The organism is Cupriavidus pauculus, assembly GCF_008801835.1.
Classification (GTDB): Bacteria; Pseudomonadota; Gammaproteobacteria; order Burkholderiales; family Burkholderiaceae; genus Cupriavidus; species Cupriavidus pauculus.
The window spans coordinates 1-16,073 of sequence record NZ_VZOW01000012.1 but is presented as its reverse complement, the minus strand read 5'-3'; the positions used below and the strand labels follow the sequence as shown (position 1 = coordinate 16,073).

The 16,073-nt window shown below is 66.0% G+C and carries 8 protein-coding genes and 1 other RNA gene; 7 read left to right on the top strand and 2 right to left on the bottom strand.

Going from position 1 to position 16,073, the window contains the following annotated elements; translation table 11 throughout:
• Window positions 1-42: 42 nt before the first annotated feature.
• Window positions 43-369: a thioredoxin TrxA gene (gene trxA / locus F7R19_RS14270; RefSeq protein ID WP_061959701.1), complete on the bottom strand. Its 327-nt coding sequence runs from the start codon at window positions 367-369 to the stop codon at window positions 43-45.
• Window positions 370-830: 461 nt separating this feature from the next.
• On the opposite strand from trxA, the gene F7R19_RS14265 reads away from it, so the two are divergent.
• Genes F7R19_RS14265 through F7R19_RS14255 form a run of 3 tightly spaced genes read left to right on the top strand, consistent with a single transcriptional unit; the run spans window position 831 to window position 7,672 of the window.
• A complete protein-coding gene (locus F7R19_RS14265; protein WP_061959702.1) occupies window positions 831-1,130 on the top strand; it encodes a hypothetical protein in 300 nt (99 codons plus the stop codon).
• 60 nt (window positions 1,131-1,190) lie between these two features.
• On the top strand, window positions 1,191-4,103 hold the full coding sequence (locus F7R19_RS14260) for a PD-(D/E)XK nuclease family protein (RefSeq protein WP_150981055.1): 2,913 nt from the start codon (window positions 1,191-1,193) through the stop codon (window positions 4,101-4,103).
• Complete coding sequence (locus tag F7R19_RS14255; RefSeq protein WP_150981054.1) at window positions 4,100-7,672, top strand: UvrD-helicase domain-containing protein; 3,573 nt, start codon at window positions 4,100-4,102, stop codon at window positions 7,670-7,672. Before F7R19_RS14260 ends, F7R19_RS14255 begins: the two co-directional genes overlap by 4 nt.
• Before the next feature lie 193 nt (window positions 7,673-7,865).
• Here the strand turns inward: F7R19_RS14255 and ffs are convergent.
• Window positions 7,866-7,964, bottom strand: an RNA gene (ffs, locus tag F7R19_RS14250) — signal recognition particle sRNA small type.
• Between the two features lie 162 nt (window positions 7,965-8,126).
• Here ffs and F7R19_RS14245 point away from each other — a divergent pair.
• The 4 genes from F7R19_RS14245 to F7R19_RS14230 form a co-directional block, all read left to right on the top strand.
• A complete protein-coding gene (locus F7R19_RS14245) occupies window positions 8,127-10,604 on the top strand; it encodes an adenosylcobalamin-dependent ribonucleoside-diphosphate reductase (protein WP_150981053.1) in 2,478 nt (825 codons plus the stop codon).
• 296 nt (window positions 10,605-10,900) lie between these two features.
• Window positions 10,901-12,577 (top strand): L-lactate permease, encoded by a 1,677-nt coding sequence (locus tag F7R19_RS14240; RefSeq protein ID WP_061959706.1) that lies wholly within the window; start codon window positions 10,901-10,903, stop codon window positions 12,575-12,577.
• A 111-nt stretch (window positions 12,578-12,688) separates the two neighbouring features.
• A complete protein-coding gene (locus tag F7R19_RS14235; RefSeq protein ID WP_150981052.1) occupies window positions 12,689-14,521 on the top strand; it encodes an ABC transporter ATP-binding protein in 1,833 nt (610 codons plus the stop codon).
• Window positions 14,522-14,581: 60 nt separating this feature from the next.
• A partial coding sequence (locus F7R19_RS14230; RefSeq protein ID WP_150981051.1) for a DNA polymerase III subunit gamma/tau occupies window positions 14,582-16,073 on the top strand: 1,492 nt, incomplete at its 3' end.

The window sequence follows — 16,073 nt, the reverse complement described above, 5'->3', positions numbered from 1 at the left end:
TCGGTGCCTTGCCGGGGCGCGCGGGCCCCGGCGCAAGGTCGCTTAGACCTGCGTGTCCAGGAACTCGGTCAGCTGCTTCTTCGACAGGGCGCCAACCTTCTGGGCGGCCACTTCGCCGTTCTTGAAAAGGATCAGCGTGGGAATGCCACGGATGCCGAACTTCGCGGGCACCTGCTGGTTTTCGTCGACGTTGATCTTGGCGATCTGCACGCGGTCGCCGTAGTCCTTGGCCACTTCATCCAGAATCGGCGCAATCATCTTGCACGGGCCGCACCATTCTGCCCAGAAATCGAGCAGCACGGGCTTGTCGGACTTGAGGACGTCGGTATCGAACGACGCGTCGCTCACATATTTGATTTGATCGCTCATGGCGGAAAACCTCTGGTTTCGCTCAGTTTATGATGAAGGCGGAAATCTGCCGTGGGGCTGAACCGCTACCTTACACGAGATCGTGCAGGTCCGCCGGACGGCAACACGCGGCAAACACGCGCCGCCAATGACGCCAATATCTTACCAGTTTGCCGAAATTCAAGCCGTTGGCGATGGCGGCCCGAAAACCGTTTTGCTGCGGGTAGACAGTGACTATTCTGCCGTGCCCGCGACGAGGCTGCTGATAATAGTGTTAATCGCGCCAAGAGATTCACTCAATCGCCCGCACGTATCGGAGGTAATTGGTGCGGCGCCGTGATCGCGCCCACCCGGCCGATTTTCTGCTGCGACCGCGCACGCGCATGCTCTAGAATCCACTTCAAGAGAAACGCATCCGAACCCGCGTAGAATGGCTCGCGCGGATGCGCCAACCCTGCATCTTTCGATAAAAGGCCCAGATCATGACGTCCGATCCCCGCAAGCCCGGCATGCCCGAAACGCCCGCCGTCCCCAACTCGCCTGAAAACAGCGCGCCCGAAGCGGACCATCTCAGCGATGCGCTGGCGCACCTGAGCAGCGCTGTCGAATCGGACAGCATCGCCACGGGCGCCGCCAAGGGCCTCGTCTACAGCGTGATGGAAACGCTCGGCGCGCTGATCGGCGACCCAGACCTGCCCGAGCACGCTCGCTCGGGCTACCAGGGCCTGCTCGAAACCGCGCGCGAACTGCGCGCGCGCCTGGAGCGCGGTGGCGACGACTGATATCGCGCGTCCCACGGTGGCACCGGGTGATCCCGGGGATCGCGACGGCTCCAATCATCCATGACCCGGCTCACTTTCGTTCCTGGCCCGTCGTTCCTCGAACAGGCGGCCACGGCGACCTGGTATTTTCTCGATCACTGCGGCCCTGTTGCATCGGCCGCGCATGTCGTCGTGCCTACCGCCGCGCAGATTCCCGGCGTGCGGCTGGCGCTCGATGCCGCCGCGCGCGCGGCCGGGCAGCCGCGGCTGCTGCCGCGTGTGCTGACGCTTGGCCACTGGCTGCTTGACCTGCCTCCCGATCTCGAAATCGAGCCACAGCCCGTACGCAGCCATGCGGCGCGGCTGCTGGCGGTGCAGCAGGCCATCCGCGCGCAGGACTGGCTGCGTCGTGCCTTCGGCGCGCAGACCGAAGGCGCAGCGTGGGGGCTGGCCCAGACGCTGGTGTCGATCAGCGACGAACTGAGCGCGCGCTGGCTCGAGGACGCGGCGATCCGTGAAGACGACGATGTCGACGGCGACGATCGGGCCGCCTTGCTGCAGGGCGCCTTGCAGCGGACCTATGCGCATTTGTCAGAACGCTTCCTGGGACAGGAGGCGCAGATCGTGTTGGCCTTCTGGCAGATGTTGTCGGGACCGGACGATCCGTTGCCCGCGCGCCGGCGTGCGTTGCAGCGTCTCGCACAGCGCCTGGCCGGCCCGGTGATCTGGATCGGCCCGACGCCGCCGGAACCGATCGAGGCAATGTTTTTGCAGCAGGCCGCCGAACTCGTGCCGACGCTCGAAGTCGGGTACGACTGGACTGGCGGCGCGTCCGCACCCGAAGGCGATGAAGACGCCGATGCCGAGCCCGCTGACTGGTATCGCACGTTGCTGGCGCTGTGGCCCGAAGCGCGCCGTGGCGAAAGCACCGATGCCGCGCCGGCGCCCGCACTGCCGCGGGCCTTGCCCGCGCAACGCCCGCAAGTGCGCGTGATCGGCAGTGCGCGCTTCGAGGACGAGGCGATGGCCGCCGCCGACCAGCTCGTGCGGTGGCTGAACGATGGACGCAAGCACGTGGCGCTGGTGGCGCACGATCGCGTGGTGGCGCGCCGCACCCGGGCGCTGCTGGCGCGCGCGGGCGCGCCGGTGCGCGACGAGACCGGCTGGAAATTGTCGACTACGCGCGCGGCCGCCGCCCTGATGCGTTGGTTTGACGTGCTGGCGCGCGATGGCGATACCGCAGCGTTGCTCGACCTGTTGAAAAGCCCGTTCTGTCTGCCCGAGGCCGCGCGTCGCGGCGAGGCCATCGCGCTGTTGGAGCGACGGATCCGTCGCGACGCGATCACGGGCGGCTGGGCGCGCCTGCGCCACCTGTTTGCCGAACGCGATAGCGCGGCGACCGTCGATGCAGAATCGACCGACGGCGGCGACACCGAGCTGGAAGTGCGGGCCGCCGCCCGCGCGTTGATCGCCTCGCTGGCCGACGAAGCCGCGCAATGGCCGCGCGGTCTGGCCCAGCATGCGCTGCCCGTCTGGCTCGGCCGGCTGGACGCCACGCTCGACGTGCTGGGCATGCGTGGCGCGCTGGCTGGCGACGATGCCGGGCAGCAACTGCTCGACGCGCTGGCGCGGCTCGGCGAGGTCTGCGATGACGAAGCCGGCAGCCAGGCCACGCTCGATCAGCAGGAATTCCGGGCCATGCTGTCGGCATTGCTCGAATCGGTGGCGTACAAGGAGCCGTCGGCGCCAAGCCAGTCGCGCATTACGATCCTGCCGCTCAACGGCGCGCGCATGCGCCGCTTCGATGGCGTAGTGGTGGTGGGGTGCGATGATGCACAACTGCCGTCCAGCGCCGCCGAGCTGATGTTTTTCTCGAACCAGATGCGGCGCGAACTCGGACTCGAAGACCGCGAGGCGCGCTTTGCGCAGCAGGCGCGCGATCTGGCCGAAGTGCTGCTCAACAATGACGACGTGGTGCTGACGTGGCAGCGCTTCGGCAGTCGGGGCGAACCCCATCACGTATCGGGCTGGATCGAACGGCTGTCTGCATGCTGCGCGCGCGCGGGTGCGCCGATCGAGTCGAACAGCGCACCACAATGGTTCGACACGTCCGCGCAACCGGTGTTCATGCCCGCGCCTTCAGCGCCCGAGCGCGTGCCGGCGCGCTGGAGCGCGGCGGCATACAACACGCTGCGCCGTTGTCCGTATCAGTTCTTTGCAGGGCGCATGCTGGGCCTGGCCGGGTTGGAGGAGCTCAACGACGACCTTGAGAAACGCGATATCGGCAATCTGTTGCATCGTGTGCTGCTGCAATATCACGAGGAAATCCACGCCTCGGGCGAACGCGATGAGCAGCGCCGGCTTGCACGCCTGCGACAGATTTCCGACACCGTCTTCGGCAAGCAGATCGCCGAGGACGGCAACGCGATCAGCTACTACCGCCGCTGGCGCGAGGTGCTGCCGTCCTATGTCGCCTGGCAATCGGCGCGAGAGGAGATGGGCTGGCACTGGCGCGGCGGCGAAATCGACGCCAGCGTCGATGTGGCGATGCCCGACGGCACGCCGCTGCATTTGTCCGGCCGCATCGACCGGCTCGACAAGGGACCCGATGGAGCCCACGCGGTGATCGACTACAAGACCCAACCGGCCAGTCGGCTGCGCCGCAAGGCCGGCGACGCCGAAGAGGATTGCCAGCTGGCGTTCTACGGGTTGCTGCGCGCCGATGCGGTGGCCGGCAGTTGGGTTGCCCTTGAAGGCGTGAAGCAGGGCGGCAAGGACAGTGCGCCCGGCGCGCAACGCGAAGTCGACCTGCCCGAATTCCAGGCCGCCGTGACCTGGTTGGAACGGCAATTGCGCGACGATGTTGGCCGTTTGCGCCAGGGCGCGAAGCTGCCCGCATTCGGCGACGCCGCGGCCTGTACCTATTGCGATGCCCGTGGCCTGTGCCGCAAGGGCTTCTGGGAATCCACCGCCTTGCCCGATCTGCAGTCATGAGCGCCAGTCACGATATCCACGCCTACCTGCGCGATGGTCAACCCGTTGGCGAGTCCGATTTCACGCGCGCGGCCTGCGATCCCACCCGGTCGGTGGTGGTCGAGGCCTGCGCCGGCAGCGGCAAGACATGGTTGCTGGTGGCCCGCCTGGTGCGGCTGCTGCTTGCCGGTGCGGCGCCGCACGAGGTGCTGGCGATCACGTTCACGCGCAAGGCCGCCGAGGAAATGCGCGAGCGTCTGCTGGAGGTGCTGGCGCAGCTTGCCAGCGGCAGCGACGATGCGGTGCTGGCGCAGCTGGAGATGCGCGGACTGACGCCGGAAGCCGCGCGCGCCGCGCTGCCGCGCGCGCGCCTGCTGCACGCGCAGGTGCTGGCTTCGCCGGGCCGCATGGCGATCGACACGTTCCACGGCTGGTTCGGCACGCTGCTGCGCGGCGCGCCGCTGTCTTCGGGCATCGTGCCCGGCGCATCGCTGCGGGAAGATGCGCTGCGCATGAAGCGCGAAGCATGGGCGCCATTCTGGCGCGCGCTGGCGCAACCACAGCACGCCGAATTGCGCGAGACGTACGAACAGCTTGTCGATGCGATCGGCGATTTTCAGGTGCGCAGCCTGCTCGATCGCATGTTCCACGCTCGCAACGAATGGCAGGCGTTTCGCGAAGCGGGCGATCCGGCGCAACTGTTGGCCGCCGATCTCGGCGACGACGCCACGCACGATGTGCTGGTCACTGCGCTGGCCGACGACGACTGGCTCGAGGAATGCGCGCAGATTGTGCTGATGTTGGGGCGCGGCGGCAAGACGGAGCAGACCAACGCTTCGCGCTTGATCGAGGGATTGCGCGCGATCCGGGTCTGGCGCGATGCGGGCGCCGAAGCGGGCGAGGCGGCCACGCGAGCGTTCCATCTGCTGCGCGCGGCTTTCTTTACCGATGCGGGCAAGCCGCGCGCGATGAAGCGCACCGCCGCGCTGGTGAAGGTCTGCGGTACCGAAGGCGCGGCCGACGAACTGCTGGCGGAGATGGCGGGTCATTGCAAGCGCCTCGAGGAAATCGCCGCGCGCCGTTGCGAAGCCGCGGTGCTGGCCATCAATCTGGCGCTGTACCGCCTTGGCGACGCGCTGCTGGCGCGCTATCACCGCTACAAGGGCGAACAGCGCGCGATGGATTTTGCCGATCTCGAATGGCTCGCGGCAAAGCTGATGGCCGACGAGGACGCGGCCGCATACCTGCAGGTGCGGCTTGATGCGCGGTATCGCCATTTGCTGCTGGACGAGTTCCAGGACACCAATCCGCTGCAGTGGCGCATCCTGCAGGGCTGGCTCGCGGGTTATCAGGGGCTTGCCGACAAGCCAACGATCTTCCTGGTGGGCGATCCCAAGCAATCGATCTACCGGTTCCGCCGCGCCGATGCGCGCCTGTTCGACGCGGCGCGTGACATGCTGCAAGCCGATTTTGGCGCCACCGTGCTGCGCACGAACCGCACGCGCCGCAATCGTCCCGAAGTGCTGGACTGGGTCAATGCAGTATTCGACCACGCGCGCGCCGAAGGCCGCTATCCGCTCTACGAGACCCAGAGCACGGCGCTGACCGATCCGGGCGGCCCGGTCTGGCTGCTGCCGCTGGTGGAACCCGATGACACCGCCGAAGAAGAAGCGCCGTCCGGCGACGGTCACCGCGATACCCTGACGCAGCCGCGCATCCAGCTGGGCGATTCGCTGCGCTTCGAAGAGGGTCGTCGCGTGGCGGCGTGGCTGCACTATCTGCGCGACCACGTGCCGGTGCGCGAAGGGGACAAGACGCGGCGCGCTTGCTGGCGCGACATGCATTTGCTGGTGCGCCGCAAGACTTATCTAGCCGACTATGAACGCGCGCTGCGCGAAGCGGGCATCCCTTGCCTGAGCCCGCGCCGCGGCGGGCTGTTGCGCACGCTCGAAGCGCTTGACGTGTCGGCGCTGCTGGCGTTCCTGATGACGCCCGAATCCGATCTAGACCTCGCGCACGTGTTCAAGAGTCCAATCGTCGGCGCCACCGACGACGACCTGATCGCGCTGGCCTCGATGGAAGGCGAGGGCGGCTGGTGGGCGCGCATCGAGGCGGGTGGGCTGCCCGCAGACGTCAGCTTGCCCTTGCGCGCTGGCGTGCAGCGGTTGCGTGAATGGCTGGCGCTGGCGCCCCACAAGCCTGTCCACGACCTGATCGACCATATCTATTACCAGGGCGAGGTGCGCCGCAGATATGCGCAGGCCGCGCCGTCCGCGATTCGCGAGCAGGTGTTGGCCAATCTCGATGCGTTCCTGAAGCTGTCGCTCGATCTCGATGGCGGCCGTTACCCGAGCCTGCCGAAGTTTATCGACGAACTGCAGGAAATCCGGCGCGGCGACGAGGACGAGAGTCCTGACGAAGGCGGCATGGGCGAGGGCGTCGAAGACACCGAAGCCGAACCGGACGACGGCGCCGACAATCAGCTCGACGCCGTGCACATCCTGACCGTGCATGCGGCCAAGGGGCTGGAGGCGCCTTTCGTGGTGCTGCTCGACGCCAACCACAGCGAGCCCACTGCCGATCGCGGCGGCATCCTGGTCGACTGGCCGCCCGCATCGCCGGTGCCGCGCCATTTTTCGGCCTATGGCAAGCGCAGCGAACGCGGGCTGGCGCGGGCGCCGATGTTTGACGCCGAGGCCGCGCTGGCCGAGCGGGAAAACTGGAATTTGCTGTATGTGGCGATGACGCGCGCGCAGCAGGGGCTGCTGGTGAGCGGCGTGAAAGGCCGCAGCTCGAGGGCGGAGAAGGACGATGCGCCGGGCGCCGAGATTGCGGGAAGCTGGTACGTGAGGCTGGCGGCCGCTGGCGTCGGCGACGAAATCGCCGCGTATCCCGAGCTGGGAATCACCTCGGGGCAGGCGGCGTCACATGTCGGCGAGACCGTGCGTTACACCGATTTTCGACAACGCTATCGACATGCGGATGAGGCCGGCGATGTCGGCACTGCGCTGGACGACAGCGACGAATCGACCGTGTTCGATGCCCAGGCGGCCGCGCATGGTGAGCTGGTGCACGCCTTGCTGGAACGGATCACGCGCTATCCGGACGCCTACGCCGGGTCGCCCGACGTGCCGACAGTGCTGCGCTGGTTTCCGCTTACCGGCGCAGGTACGCCGGAGGCGCGGCAGCGCTGGCAGCAGTTGGCCGAGGCTGCGGTGCAGGATCTGCGCACGATGTTGGCCGCGCCGGCGCTGCGGCCGCTGCTATTTCCCGACCACGCCTTGTCGGCGCGCAACGAGGTGGAACTCTACGACGGCTGGGGGCGCCTGCTGCGTATCGACCGGCTGGTGGAGTTTGCCGACCGCGTCGTCATCATCGACTACAAGCAACGTCTGCTGCCCCAGGAGCACGCGGCGTACGGCGCGCAGTTGGCACGCTATGTAGCCGCGGTGAAACCGATGTTCCCGGACAGGCGCATCGAAGCGGGCGTGGCCACTGCCGCGGGCGAATGGATCGATGCTGAACAGTTGCGCGCAACGCCAGCGCCCGTGGTCCCGATCGCCACGTCGCAACAAGGGTCGTTGTTCTGAGATGTGCCGGCATCGCAAAACGGGCGCAAAATAGTTCGCCGCCCTTTGTGATGCCTGGATGCCTATACTGCGAACAGCCAGCGAATCTGGTTTGCGGGACGCGACGTTGCGCCGGAGCGGAGTTGCGCCGGAGGAATTTTGCAGCGGGGAATTGCGAAGAAAAGGCGAAGGAAAAACGAAGAAAAACAGGAAGGGGGACGAGCCTGACCCTCGGCACTGGTGGAAAACGGCTGTGGCTGCTTCGTTCCCGACCTGACCAGGTTGACCGCGCCACCATGCGAGGAGGCCCGTCCGACCGGCATTGTAACGCAACCTGAGGCGGCAGTCCGATTTTTCGTAGTTGTACGAAGGTTGTTCGACGGCGGTTTGATCTGATACCGGGTTGATGTGTGGCCATGCTGGCAGCATGGCGGACGGCAATTTCAGCCATCGTACTCATCTAGGCAGGTTGGGCATGAACGCAAACGAACAGATTCTCCAGGGCGCCCTGGCGCCGCAAGACATCTCCGTCGAGGTCCTTCAGGAAAAGTACGCCAAGGGCGAGGAGCGGACCGTCGACGACGTGCGGCGCCGGGTGGCTCGCGCGCTGGCCGAGGCCGAACCGGCGGACCGGCGCGATGCCTGGGCGGCGCGCTTTCTCTGGACGCTCGAGAACGGATTCGTGCCGGCGGGGCGCATCAACTCTGCGGCGGGCACCGGCATCCAGGCCACGCTGATCAATTGCTTCGTGCAGCCTGTCGGCGATTCCGTGTCGGAGGCGAAGGACGGCAAGCCCAGCATCTATACGGCGGTGGCGCAGGCGGCCGAGACCATGCGTCGCGGCGGCGGCGTGGGCTATGATTTTTCGTCGATCCGGCCCGGCGGCGCGCTGGTGCGTGCCACGCATTCGCGGGCGTCGGGCCCCGTATCGTTCATGAAGGTGTTCGATGCATCGTGCGCCACGGTGGAATCGGCCGGCGCGCGGCGCGGCGCCCAGATGGGCGTGCTGCGCTGCGACCATCCCGATATCGAAAGCTTCATTCACGCCAAGGACCGGGGCGAACTGACAAATTTCAACATCTCGATCGGCGTGACCGACGCCTTCATGCGCGCGGTGGAGGCCGACGAAGAAGTCGAGCTGGTGCACGTCGCCGAGCCAGGACCGGACATGATCGAGGCGGGCGCCTATCGACGTGACGACGGCCTGTGGGTGTATCGCCGTGTGCCGGCCCGCCAACTGTGGGATCAGGTCATGCAGGCCACCTATGACCACGCCGAGCCCGGCATCCTGTTCCTGTCGCGCATCAACGCCGACAACAATCTCTATTACTGCGAAACCATCGAGGCGACCAACCCGTGCGCGGAGCAGCCGCTGCCTTCGTATGGCTGCTGCTGTCTCGGCTCGATCAACCTCACGCGTTTTGTGCGGCAGCCGTTCACCGAACACGCCAGCTTCGACTTCGACGCATTTGCGCAGGTCGTGCGCGTGTCGACGCGCATGCTCGACAACGTGCTCGACGTCACGTTCTGGCCGCTGCCCGAGCAACAGGCCGAAGCGCAGGCCAAGCGTCGCATCGGGCTTGGATTCCTTGGTCTGGGCAGCGCGCTGGTGATGCTGGGCCTGCGTTATGACGGTGATGCCGGGCGCGAGTTGGCCGCGCGTATTGCCGAAACGATGCGCGATCAAGCCTATCTGGCATCGGTCGAACTCGCCGACGAGAAAGGCGCGTTCCCGCTGTTCGACGCCGATGCGTATCTGCGTGGCGGGTTTGTCGGCCGTCTGCCCGCGGCGGTGCGGGACGCGATCCGCCAGCACGGCGTGCGCAATTCCCATCTACTGTCGATCGCGCCCACTGGCACCATCACGCTGGCCTTTGCGGACAATGCCTCGAATGGCATCGAACCGGCGTTTTCATGGACCTACAACCGGCGCAAGCGCATGCCGGACAACAGCTATCGCACCTTCGAGGTGGCCGATCGCGCCTGGCGACTGTATCGGCATATAGGTCGCGACATGGATCAGTTGCCCGAGGCCTTCGTGACGGCGCTGCAGATGTCGGCGCTCGACCATATGCGCATGCTGGAAGCTGTACAGCCATACATCGACACCAGCATCAGCAAGACCGTCAACGTGCCGGAAGACTATCCGTACGAGGCGTTCCGCAATCTCTATCTGGAAGCGTGGAAGGCCGGGCTCAAGGGGCTGGCCACGTATCGGCCCAACCAGGTGCTGGGCGCGGTGCTGTCGGTCGCGCCTGCGCCGACGGCCGCGGCTAGCGACGACGATCCGCTGACGCGGCCATTCGGAAGCCGACCGCTTGGCGACCTGGAAGGCGTCACGTCGAAGGTGGAATACCTCACCTATGAAGGCCACAAGACGGTTTATCTGACGGTCAACTTCATGCGCGTGTCCGGCACAATCGACGGCCAGCCGGTCACGATCGAACGGCCGATCGAGTTCTTCATGCCGGCCGGACAGCGCAGCGAGGGGCAGCAGTGGATCACCTCGACCATGCGGCTGCTGTCGATGGTGGCGCGCTCGGGCGGCCCGATCGCCAAGGCGCTGGCCGACATGCGCAATGTCGTGTGGGACAAGGGCACCGTGCGCTACGGGTCGCTGGTGCGCCAGGATGGCACCGAAGTGCCTCGCTTCCACGATTCGGAAGTGGCGGCGCTGAGCTATGCGATCCAGCGCATTCTGATCAAGCGCGGATTCCTCGACGAAGATGGCGCTCAGGTGCCGGCGCGCGCGCTGGCGGACCGCCTGGCGCGCCAGAGCGGCACAGCCGCGGCGGATTCCCAAGCCGCGCTGTCTCAACCCGCCGCGCCGCGCCAGCTTGCCGTGGGCATTGGCACCGGCAAGCCGTGTCCCGAGTGCGGCGCGCATGCGCTGCACAAGGTGGACGGCTGCGCCAAGTGCGCCAATTGCGGTTATGTCGGCGAATGTGGCTGACCACGCGGTCGCGCACCCGTTCCCCATCACATTCCCTATTTCGAACGTTCGTTTAAAGGAGTACGCTGCGCGCCAGGATGTGAGGTGCGCCAGTCTGCCCCCGAACAAACCCTGATCCGTGAATCCGGTTCATCACATCGATGACCGGATTTTGAGCGGCGAGTCCGGAACCCGTCCTTACAATCCCCTTTCTGTCTTGTCAGGCGACGCATGCATCGCCTGTCTGGACAACAGCAGCCCGGCTTCCCAGGCCCGTCAGAGGAAGGCAGCCGTATAACCAGAGGAGGATTCAAATAATGTGGAGTCAAGTCTATGACCCGCTAGGCAGCATGGCGCTTTCGACCATCGCTGCAGGGGTTCCAGTCGCGGTGCTGCTGGCGGCGCTGGCGTTCTTTCACATGCAGGCCCACCTGGCCGCTGGCCTGGCGCTGATCGTCGGCGTGGCCGTCGCGTCGCTGGTGTTCGGCATGCCGGCGGCCATGGCCGGCAAGGCGGCCGGGCTCGGTATCGTGTCGGGCCTGTTCCCGATCGGGTGGATCGTCCTCAATATCATCTTCCTGCACCGGCTGACGACCTTGAACGGGTCATTCAAGGTGTTACAGAACTCGATCTCCGGGGTAACTGAGGATCGTCGCCTGCAACTGCTGCTGGTGGCGTTCAGCTTCGGCGCATTCTTCGAGGGCGCAGCCGGGTTTGGCACGCCGGTGGCGGTAACCGGCGCCATCCTGATCGGCCTGGGATTCTCGCCGCTGGCCGCCTCGGGCCTGGCGCTGATCGCCAACACCGCGCCGGTTGCTTTCGGTGCGCTGGGCGCGCCGATCATCGGGCTGTCGTCCGTGACGGGGATCGATCAGGTGCAGCTGTCGGCAATGATCGGACGCCAATTGCCGTTCTTCTCGGTGCTGGTGCCGTTCTGGCTGATCTGGGCGTTCGCGGGCTTCCGCGGCATGCTGGCCATCTGGCCGGCGATTCTGGTGGCCGGTGTCAGCTTCGCGGTGCCGCAGTTCCTGGTCTCGAACTTCCACGGCCCGTGGCTGGTGGACGTGATTTCGGCGCTGATCTCGATGGGCTGCCTGACCGCGTTCCTGAAGATCTGGCGCCCGAAGGAAGTCTGGACATCCACGCGCATTCTCGGCCGCAAGGACGATTCGAAGATCGACAACCCGGAAGCCATCGCCGCCGACGCACAGGCGCATGCGGCTTCGGCCAATATTTCGGTCATCAAGGCCTGGCTGCCGTGGGTGATCCTCACGGTGTTCGTGTTTATCTGGGGCATTCCCGAGTTCAAGAAAGCGGCTGACGCGATCTGGCAGTGGCGCTTCCCGATCCCTGGCCTGGACAAGGCAGTGATCAAGGGCCCGCCCGTAGTGCCCAAGGAAATCGCCGAACCCGCCGTCTTTGCCTTCAACGTGCTGTCGATGGCCGGCACCGGCATTCTGGTGTCGGCGATCATCGGCGGCCTGCTGATGGGCTACTCGATCCCGCGCCTGTTCAAGGAGTATTTCGAGACCATCAAGCTCGTGCGCTATTCACTGCTGACGATCTGCGCAATGTTCGGCATCGGCTATCTGACGCGCTACTCGGGACTCGACGCCACGCTGGGACTGGCCTTCGCGCAGACCGGCGTGCTGTATCCGCTGTTCGGCACCATGCTGGGCTGGCTGGGCGTGGCGCTGACCGGCTCTGACACCGCGTCCAATGTGCTGTTCGGCGGTCTGCAGAAAACCACTGCGGAGCAGTTGGGTCTGTCGCCGACGCTGATGGCCGCGGCCAACAGCTCGGGCGGCGTGATGGGCAAGATGATCGATGCGCAGTCGATCGTGGTTGCTTCCACGGCCACGAAATGGTACGGGCACGAGGGCGAAATCCTGCGCTACGTGTTCTTCCATTCGATCGCGCTGGCCATTATGGTCGGCCTGTTCGTGACGCTGCAAGCCTATGTCCATCCGTTCACGCTGATGGTGATCCACTGACGCACCGGCGGTGCGCAGCGACACAAGCCCCGCTCCCGCAGCGGGGCTTTTTCATGGGCGTATCATGTGCGGTTCCCGTCAAGCCAAGTCGATCGACGAAGGACAGCCGCAATGCCCATCCGCCGCCTGGAAAGACTGATCGATCCGTTTCGCCGGCTTCCGGACACGCAGCCGCCCGACAGCGTGTGGCGTTTCTACGCCTACTTCCTGCGCGAGGTGTGGGGCGTTTTCGTGCTCCTGCTGATCGTCGGGTTGATCGGCGCGCTGGTCGAAGTTGCGCTGTTCACGTTCCTTGGCCGTCTGGTCGATCTGGCGCGCGAAGCGCCAGACGGCAATTTCTTCGCCCGCCATCGCAACGAACTGCTGTGGATGGCGTTCGTCGCGCTGGTGTTGCGGCCCGTGATGATCTGGCTGCACGACGTGCTGGTGCACCAGAGCATCAACCCGAATCTGGCCAACATGGTGCGTTGGCAGAATCACCGCTATGTGCTCAAGCAGAGTCTGTCGTTCTTCCAGAACGATTTTGCGGGCCGGATCGCCCAGCGGATCATGCAGACCGGCTTCTCCTTGCGCGATTCGGCGGTGCAGGCCGTCGATGCGCTGTGGCATGTGGTCGTCTATGCGGTCAGCGCGCTGGTGCTGTTTGCCGAAGCCGACTGGCGGCTGATGATCCCGCTGATCCTGTGGATCGTCTGCTATATCTTCGCGCTGATCTGGTTCACGCCGCGCGTCAAGCAGCGCGCGCTGATGGCGACGGAGGCGCGCTCCCGGCTGATGGGCCGGATCGTCGACGGCTACACCAACATCACGACACTGAAGCTCTTCGCCCATACGCGCAGCGAAGAGAACTACGCACGCGACGCCATGGCGGAGCAGACAGACCGCGCGCGGATGGCCGGGCGCATGGTCAGTGCGATGGACGTCACCGTTACCGTCATGAACGGCGCGCTGATCGCCGGCACCACGGGCATCGCGCTCTGGCTCTGGAACCAGGGCATCGTCAGCACGGGCGCGATTGCGCTGGCCACCGGTCTCGTTATCCGTATCAACAACATGTCCGGCTGGATCATGTGGGTAGTCAACGGCATTTTCGAGAACGTGGGACAGGTGCAGGACGGCATGAAGACGGTTGCCATGCCCAGGCACGTGCTGGACCGGCCCGACGCGAAGCCGCTGGTGATCCGGCAAGGCGAAGTGCGCTTCGAAAACGTCGGCTTCCACTATGGCAAGGGCAGCGGCGTGATCGAGAACGTCAATCTTGTGGTGCGGCCGGGTGAGAAGATTGGGCTGGTCGGCCCCTCGGGAGCCGGTAAGTCGACACTGGTCAACCTGCTGTTGCGGCTCTACGATCTTGAAACCGGCCGTATCCTGATCGATGGCCAAGACGTGGCCGGCGTCACGCAGGAAAGCCTGCGCGCCCAGATCGGCATGGTCACGCAGGACACGTCGCTGCTGCACCGCTCGATCGGCGACAACTTGCGCTACGGCAAACCCGACAGTACCGACGATGAGCTGCACGGCGCGCTGCGGCGCGCGCGCGCCGACGATTTCATCGACGAACTGGTGGACGCGCACGGCAACCGGGGCCTGGATGCCCTGGTGGGAGAGCGCGGCGTAAAGCTGTCGGGCGGCCAGCGCCAGCGCATCGCCATTGCCCGCGTGCTGCTCAAGGACGCGCCCATCCTGATCCTCGACGAGGCGACTTCGGCGCTCGATTCCGAAGTCGAGGCCGCCATCCAGGAAAGCCTGGAGGTACTCATGCAGGGCAAGACCGTGATCGCCATCGCGCACCGCCTGTCGACGATTGCGCGGATGGACCGCCTGGTGGTGCTCGACGGCGGCCATATCGCGGAATCCGGCACCCATGCGGAGCTGCTCGCACATGGCGGTCTCTATGCCCGGTTGTGGGCCCATCAGACGGGTGGCTTCGTCGGTGTGGATTGAGGCCGCCTTGTCCCGTCGCTTCCCATTGTTCAGGTCCGCCTTTTGCTACAATCGCCGCCTATGAGTTATCAAGTTCTAGCGCGCAAATGGCGCCCACGGGATTTCACCACGCTGGTGGGCCAGGAGCACGTGGTCCGCGCGCTCACGCATGCGCTGGAACAGCAGCGGCTGCATCACGCCTACCTGTTCACCGGTACGCGCGGCGTGGGCAAGACCACCTTATCCCGGATCCTCGCGAAGGCACTGAACTGCACTGGCCCTGACGGCAACGGCGGCATCACCGCCCAGCCCTGCGGCCAGTGCAAGGCCTGCCTGGAAATCGATAGCGGGCGATTCGTCGACTACATCGAGATGGACGCGGCGTCCAACCGTGGCGTCGACGAAATGGCGCAGCTGCTGGATAAGGCGGTCTACGCGCCGACCATCGGGCGCTTCAAGGTCTACATGATCGACGAAGTCCACATGCTGACCAACCACGCCTTCAACGCGATGCTGAAGACGCTGGAAGAACCGCCCGGACACGTCAAGTTCATCTTGGCGACCACCGATCCGCAGAAGATTCCGGTCACGGTGCTGTCGCGCTGCCTGCAGTTCAACCTGAAGCAGATGCCGCCGGGACATATCGTCTCGCACCTCGACCATATCCTGGCCGAAGAGGGCATCGGTCACGACGGCAGTGCGCTGCGCCTGCTGGCGCAGGCCGCGCATGGATCGATGCGCGATGCGTTGTCGCTGACCGACCAGGCCATTGCCTACAGCGCGGGCCAGGTATCGGAAGAAGCGGTGCGCGGCATGCTCGGGGCCATCGATCAGAGCTATCTGGTGCAACTGCTGGACGCGCTGGCCGCCGAAGACGGCGCGACGATGCTGGGCATCGCCGACTCGATGGCTGACCGCAGCCTGTCGTTCGCCGGGGCGCTGCAGGATCTCGGCTCGCTGCTGCATAAAGTTGCGCTGGCGCAGGCGGTGCCCGCTTCCGTGCAGGACGAGTGGCCCGAGGCCGAGGAAGTCCGGCGTCTGGCAGGCCTGTTCGACGCGCAGGAAATCCAGTTGTTCTACCAGATCGCCAATCTTGGCCGCAGCGAGCTGGCGCTGGCGCCGGACGAATACGCCGGTTTTACGATGACGCTGCTGCGCATGCTGGCCTTCCGTCCGTCGTCGACGCCGTCTACGCCAGCGAGCGGGCAGGGCGGCGGCCAGCAGGCTGTGCGCGCGCGTCCGGCCAGTCCGTCGCCTGCGCCCGCAGCCCGTTCGATGGTGTCCGCCGCGCGCGCGGAACCAGGGCCGGCGCCGATGCCCGCAGCGGTGACGTCACGACCCGTGGCAGACAGCGTGGGCGTCCCGACGACCGCTGAACCGGCGGCTCCGGCCGTGACGGCAACGTCCGCCACACCCGCTGCCACGCCCGTTGCTGCTGAGTCCGCAGCCACCGCCGCGCCGGCCAGCCGGTCGCCGATGTCGCCGGCCCGCGCCGCACTGGAAGCGGCGCGCCAGGCTTCGGCAGGCAAGGGCGCCGCGCGGCCACTCGGGGCTGGCGCGTCTCCGGCTGCTG

Excerpts from the sequence above, each read along its gene's own strand:
- trxA (WP_061959701.1), bottom strand. The coding sequence starts at position 369 with ATGAGCGATCAAATCAAATATGTGAGCGACGCGTCGTTCGATACCGAC.
- F7R19_RS14265 (WP_061959702.1), top strand. The coding sequence starts at position 831 with ATGACGTCCGATCCCCGCAAGCCCGGCATGCCCGAAACGCCCGCCGTC.
- F7R19_RS14260 (WP_150981055.1), top strand. The coding sequence starts at position 1,191 with ATGACCCGGCTCACTTTCGTTCCTGGCCCGTCGTTCCTCGAACAGGCG.
- F7R19_RS14255 (WP_150981054.1), top strand. The coding sequence starts at position 4,100 with ATGAGCGCCAGTCACGATATCCACGCCTACCTGCGCGATGGTCAACCC.
- F7R19_RS14245 (WP_150981053.1), top strand. The coding sequence starts at position 8,127 with ATGAACGCAAACGAACAGATTCTCCAGGGCGCCCTGGCGCCGCAAGAC.
- F7R19_RS14240 (WP_061959706.1), top strand. The coding sequence starts at position 10,901 with ATGTGGAGTCAAGTCTATGACCCGCTAGGCAGCATGGCGCTTTCGACC.
- F7R19_RS14235 (WP_150981052.1), top strand. The coding sequence starts at position 12,689 with ATGCCCATCCGCCGCCTGGAAAGACTGATCGATCCGTTTCGCCGGCTT.